Source organism: Agrococcus citreus (genome assembly GCF_039527715.1).
Taxonomy (GTDB): domain Bacteria; phylum Actinomycetota; class Actinomycetes; order Actinomycetales; family Microbacteriaceae; genus Agrococcus; species Agrococcus citreus.
This window is the reverse complement of record NZ_BAAAKK010000004.1, coordinates 334,326-339,473: the sequence shown is the minus strand read 5'-3', so window position 1 is coordinate 339,473 and position 5,148 is coordinate 334,326. Positions and strand designations below refer to the sequence as shown.

At 74.3% G+C, this 5,148-nt stretch carries 2 protein-coding genes; both read left to right on the top strand.

Going from position 1 to position 5,148, the window contains the following annotated elements; genetic code table 11:
• The coding region (locus tag ABD106_RS08705) for a proline dehydrogenase family protein (protein WP_343919415.1) at window positions 1-4,049 on the top strand (4,049 nt) is incomplete at its 5' end.
• Between the two features lie 53 nt (window positions 4,050-4,102).
• Window positions 4,103-5,095 carry a glucose-6-phosphate dehydrogenase (coenzyme-F420) gene (gene fgd / locus ABD106_RS08700; RefSeq protein ID WP_343919413.1) on the top strand — a complete coding sequence of 331 codons (993 nt, stop codon included), beginning with the start codon at window positions 4,103-4,105 and terminating at the stop codon, window positions 5,093-5,095.
• The last annotated feature ends 53 nt before the right edge of the window (window positions 5,096-5,148 follow it).

Below are 5,148 nucleotides of genomic sequence, written 5' to 3'. Positions count from 1 at the left end.
CGATCCCGTCGCCGCCGGCCGCGCCGATGCCGGCCGCGCCGATGCCCGACGCGCCGATGCCCGATGCGGCGGTGTCGCTGCCGCCATCGGATCGCCCCCGCATCGGTGGGCTCGCGGCGGCCGTCTCGGCGAAGGCAGCGGCTGCGGCAGCCGCGGCGGCTGCGGCCGCCGCCCAGGACGAGGAGCGGTCGGCGCCCGAGCCGGAGCGGCAGGCTGCTCCGGAGCCCGAGCCGATCGCAGCGCCCGAGCCCGAGCTGGCACCCGAACCGCAGCGAGAGCCCGCACCCGAACCCGCGCCGGAGCCGGAGCCGGAGCCCGAACCGGCACTCGAGCCCGAGCCCGAGCCGGAGCCGGCACCCGAACCGCAGCCCGAACCGGAGTCCGAGCCGGCACCGGCACCCCTCGCCGCCTCGACCCGTCGCCGCCCAGCGCCGTCGCCGCAGGCGAAGCCGGAGGCTCCCGCAGCGCGCCCGGCACCCGAGGCCGTGCAGAACCCGGCCTCGGCGAGCGCCCCGGCCGCGCCGGAGCCCGTCGCGCTGACCGAGCCCGCCACCGACGACCCGATCGCGCTCGCGGCGATCGAGCGCGTGCGCGGCTGGGCGGCACGCACGCCGTCGAAGCCGGACAAGGCCGCCGAGCGGCTCGCGGGGCTGCTCAAGGATCCCGCTGGCCTCGACTTCGCCATCGGCTTCGTCGATCGCGTCGTGCGCCCCGAGGATCCCCGGGTCGGCGCCCACAACTTCGAGATCCTCAGTCGCGACATCCCCGGATTCCTCGACTGGTACCTCAAGCTCGGCGTGACCGTCGGCGGCGGGTTCGGCATCGTGACGCCTCGACTCGTCATCCCGATCGTCAAGCGCGCGATGCGCGACCTGCTCTCGCACCTCGTCATCGACGCATCCCCGAACCGTCTCGGGCGGCCGCTCGCGAAGCTCCGCGAGGACGGCACGCGCCTCAACGTCACCCTGCTCGGCGAGGCGGTGCTCGGCGAGCAGGAGGCGCAGAGCCGCCTCGAGGGCACGATGGCGCTGCTGCAGCGCGACGACGTCGACCACGTCTCCGTGCGGCTGTCGGCGATCGCGCTCCGGCCGCAGCTGTGGGCGTTCGACGAGACCGTCGACCAGCTGGTCGAGCGGCTGCTGCCCCTGTACCGGCTCGCCGCCGAGTCGACGCCGCACAAGCACGTCGACCTCGACATGGAGGAGCACCGCGACCGCGACCTGACCCTCGCGGTGTTCGAGCGCCTCCTCACGCGGCCAGAGCTCGCGAGCCTCGAGGCGGGCATCGCCGTGCAGGCCTACCTGCCCGACGCGCTCGCCACCTACCGCCGCCTCGCCGCCTTCGCCGCGCAGCGTCGCGCCGACGGCGGCGCCGGCATCCGGGTGCGGCTCGTCAAGGGCGGGCACCTCCCCATGGAGCGCGTCGACGCGGCGATGCACGGCTGGCCGCTCGCCGTGCTCCCCTCGAAGGCGGCGAGCGACGCGAGCTTCAAGCGGGTGCTGCGCGAGGCGCTGCAGCCCGAGAACGCGCTCGCCGTGCGCCTCGGGGTCGCGAGCCACAACCTCTTCGACCTCGCCTATGCCGCCGAGCTCGCGCGCCACCACGGCACCCTCGAGCGCGTCGACGCCGAGATGTTCCTCGGCATGGCCGCCGATCACCGCGACGCCGTGCGCGAGGTGCTCCCGAATCTCATCCTCTACACGCCCGTCGTGCGCCCCGATCGGTTCGACGCCGCGGCCGCCTACCTCGTCCGGCGGCTCGAGGAGCACGCGACGAGCACGAACTTCATGGCGAGCATGCTCGAGCTCCGCGATCCCGCGATGCTGCAGCGCGAGCGCGACCGCTTCCTCGCGTCGCTCGAGCTGCTCGAGCGCGAGGAGGGGGCGGAGCCCCGACCGAACCGCACGCAGGACCGGCTGGGAGACCTCTCGGTCTCGGTCACGCATCCGCTCGCGTTCGAGAACGAGCCCGACACCGACCCGTCGCTCGCGCCGAACCGCGACTGGGCGCGGCAGGTCGTCGGGCGCGCCGCCGAGTCCCGGCTCGGCGCGCGCACGCTCGACATGAACCGCATCGACGACTGGCCGACGCTCGAGCGCCGCATCGACAGGGCCGCGCAGGCGGCCGGCGGATGGGCGGGGCTGGGTGCCCAGCGTCGGGCCGAGATCCTGCGCGACGCGGGCGAGACGCTCGGCGTCTACCGGGGTCGCCTCGTCGAGGTCATGATCGCCGAGATCGGCATGACGCTCGCCGAGGCCGACCCCGAAGTGTCGGCAGCGATCGATGCGGCTCGGCACGCCGCCGAGCAGGCGATCCTGCTCGAGCAGGTCGAGGCGGCGACGCCGGTGCCCGTCGCGCTCACGGTCGTCGCGCCGTCGTGGCGCTCGCCGGTGGCGATCGCGAGCAGCGGCATCGCGGCGGCGCTCGCGACCGGCTCCGCCGTGATCGTCAAGCCCGCGCCGCAAGCGCGCCGCTCGACCGCCGTCCTGCTCGAGGCGCTGTGGGAGGCGGGCGTGCCCCGCGACGTGCTCGTGCTGTGCGACATGGACGAGGGCGAGCTCCCGCAGCGGCTCGTCGCGCATCCGGCCGTCGGCAGGGTCCTCCTCACCGGCTCCGCCGAGACCGCCGAGCGCTTCGCGTCGTGGCGCAGCGACCTGCCGCTGCTCGCCGCGACCGGCGGCGGGAGCAGCATCGTCGTGACGCCGTCCGCCGACTTCGACCTCGCTGCCGCCGACATCGTGCGCAGCGCGTTCGGGCACGCCGGCCAGCAGCGCTCGCGCGCCTCCGTCGCGATCCTGGTCGGCACCGCGGGCGACAGCGAGCGCTTCCGCCACCAGCTCATCGACGCCGCATCGGCGCTGCGGGTCGGCTCGCCGCTCGACGCGCGCACCCACCTCGCGCCCCTCGTCGAGCCCGCGAGCGGCCAGCTGCTGCACGCCCTCACGACCCTCGGCGACGGCGAGGAGTGGCTGCTCGAGCCGCGGCAGCTCGACGAGTCGGGCCGCCTCTGGTCGCCCGGCATCCGCGACGCGGTGCTGCCCGGCACCGAGGCGCACGTCGCGACGATCCTCGGTCCGCACCTGTCGCTCATCGAGGTGCCCACGCTCGAGGAGGCGATCGAGGTGCAGAACGCGGCCGAGCTCGGGCTCGCCGCGGGCATCCACTCCCTCGACCCCGACGAGGTCGCGCACTGGCTCGACGAGGTCGAGGCCGGCAGCCTCTTCGTCAACCGGGGCATCACGAGCGGGATCGTGCGGCGCCAGCCGTTCGGCGGCTGGAAGCTGTCGCAGGTCGGGCCCGGCGCCAAGGCCGGCGGCCCCAACCACCTCGCGACGCTCGTCGACTGGCAGCCCGTGCACGCCGAGCCGAAGAAGTCGGTGCGGCTCCACGGGCTGCACAAGCGCGTCGCCGGGCTGATCGAGGCGGCGACGCCGCAGCTCGACTTCCTCGAGTTCGACCGCGTGCGCGCGGGCGCCAACAGCGACGAGCGCTGGTGGGAGGGCGAGTTCGGCGTCTCGAAGGACGTCTCCGAGCTCGGCGTCGAGCGCAACGTGCTCCGCTACCGGCCCGCCGAGGTGCTCATCCGGGTCGCCGACGACGGCGAGATCGGCGACGCCGTGCGGATGCTTGCGGCAGCCGCGCGCGCCCGCTCGGTCGTGCGCGTGTCGACCGCGATCGAGCTGCCGAGCGGGGTGCTGAAGCTCGCGCGACTGCCGATCCCGCACGTGCGGATCGAGGAGGTCGTGGTCGAGACCGACGCCGAGTTCCACGAGCGCGTGCGCTCCGGCGAGGCCCTCGAGCCGGTGCACAACGAGGACGCGCTCGGGCTCGTCCGGGTCTCGGAGCCGGTGCGGCGCATCCGCGTGGTCGGCACCGATCCGGGCCTGCGCGAGGCGCTCGCGGGCAGCGTGCGGGTGGCGGTCTACGACGGGCCGGTGACGACCGAGGGCCGCATCGAGCTGCTGCCGTTCCTGCGCGAGCAGTCGGTGTCGATCACGGCGCACCGCTTCGGCATGCCCGACACCGCGATGCTCGCGCTGAAGGTCTGAGCCGGCCCGTCTCGACCAGCGGGGCGCGGGGCGGGGGTGCTTGACTGGCTCCCATGCGGTACGGATACAAGGCCAGCGCCGAGCAGTTCGCCCCCGCCGAGCTGCTCGAGCTCGTGCAGCTCGCCGAGCGGGTCGGCCTCGACAGCGCGTTCATCTCCGACCACCTGCAGCCGTGGCGGCACGACGGCGGGCACGCGCCGAACGCGGTCGCGTGGCTCGGCATGGCGCTCGAGCGCACCGAGCGGATCGTGCTCGGCACCTCGGTGCTCACGCCGACGCTGCGCTACCACCCGGCGGTCGTCGCGCAGCAGTTCGCGACGCTCGGGCAGGTGCACCCGGGTCGCCTGATCCTCGGCATCGGCACGGGAGAGGCGCTCAACGAGCAGATCATCGGCGTCGAGTACCCCGAGCTCAAGGAGCGCTTCGCGCGCCTGCGCGAGGCGGTGCGGCTCATCGAGCAGCTGTGGCGCGAGGAGCGCGTCGAGTTCGAGGGCGACTACTACCGCACCGCCGGCGCGACGATCTACGACCGGCCCGCGTCGCCCATCCCCATCTACGTCGCCGGCGGCGGCCCCGCGACGACGCGCTACGCCGCGCGCTTCGCCGACGGCCACATCTGCACCTCCGGCAAGGGCGACGAGTACTACCGCGACACGATCGTCGCGAACCTCGAGGAGGGCCTCGAGAAGGAGGGCCGCGACTCCACCGACGTCGACCGCATGATCGAGATCAAGGTCTCGTACGACCGCGATGCCGACGCCGCGCTGGAGAACACCCGCTTCTGGGCGGCGCTCTCGCTCACGCAGGAGCAGAAGCACGCGGTGCACGATCCGATCGAGATGCAGCGGCTCGCCGACGAGCTGCCGATCGAGCAGGTCGCGAAGCGCTGGATCGTCGGGTCGGATGCGTCGGCCGTCGCGGGCGCGATCGCCCACTACGTCGAGCTCGGCTTCACCCACCTGGTGTTCCACGGCCCCGGCCACGACCAGCGGCGCTTCCTCGAGCAGTTCTCCGAGGACGTGCTGCCGCTGCTGCCGACGCGCTGACCCGGTAACCGGACCCCGGATCGGCAGCCGGACCCGCGATCGGGGGTCCGGCT

Coding starts and splice junctions, on each gene's coding strand:
- fgd (WP_343919413.1), top strand. CDS start 4,103: ATGCGGTACGGATACAAGGCCAGCGCCGAGCAGTTCGCCCCCGCCGAG.